Annotated in this window: 1 protein-coding gene; it reads right to left on the bottom strand. The window is 45.4% G+C overall.

What is annotated here, in order from left to right; translation table 11 throughout:
- The coding region (locus NW838_RS06095; protein ID WP_414427700.1) for an AAA family ATPase at positions 1 to 679 on the bottom strand (679 nt) is incomplete at its 3' end.
- Positions 680 to 815: the final 136 nt, after the last annotated feature.

Here is an 815-nt window from a genome sequence, read left to right as displayed (position 1 = left end):
TATATGTTTGGACAATGGCATGGACGTCTATTTTGGGATCCTTTAAACATTGCGTCAGTGTAATTTTTCCAGGAGTGGCTCCCAAACTTCTTGTCAGATCACCCTGAGAATCAAAGTCAACAACTAAGACCTTTTTTTTCTTGGTTGCTAGTGTTGCCGCAAGGTTAATGATCGTCGTTGTTTTGCCTACGCCCCCTTTATTGTTATACACGCATACAGTCAGAGCGCGCTCATAGTTTTCTATCTTGTCTCGCAAGTTACGCACTATGCTCTCAATGTTATCTGAGCTAATATCAAGGTTTGCTGTAGCGGGGTGAACGACTTTTCCGTGCTTCCTCCAAAGCTGGATGTTATTTGCATTGGTGATAATTCCCCATTTTGCAGATTTGCAGTTCTTGGCAAGCAAGTAACTTTCTATCTGACAAACTGCATCTCTATAGCAAGATCCTTCTCTGAGATTAACTGCTCTAGATTTTGCCTCCAAAAGCAAGTAGGGATTCTTCGGGGATCTAAAGAAAGTATCTTCAGGATCTCCGTTCTTTCTTGCTGCGAGATCGACCTGGCCGCAACCTGTCTCGAATTCTTCTCTAATTTCCGACTCGTCAAAGCCAAGCGCCTGCAGGAGAGGAGAAGCAAAGTGTTGGACAACAACTCGCTCTACCCTCTCGGTGGGAGACATCCTCTCAAGCTTCTCTCGGAGATATCTAGCCGCAGTCATAGGAAAAAATAAGGTGGACAATGCTAACCAAGCTAAAAGCTCGCCCTCAGCATAGCAGTTGCTTGGCTCGTTCTGACAGTGCCTGAGCTGTCAGGCC

This window comes from Synechococcus sp. R55.2, from assembly GCF_047462075.1.
Lineage (GTDB): Bacteria > Cyanobacteriota > Cyanobacteriia > Thermostichales > Thermostichaceae > Thermostichus.
The sequence above is the reverse complement of the archived record's forward strand: the minus strand, read 5'-3'. Positions and strand labels throughout refer to the sequence as shown.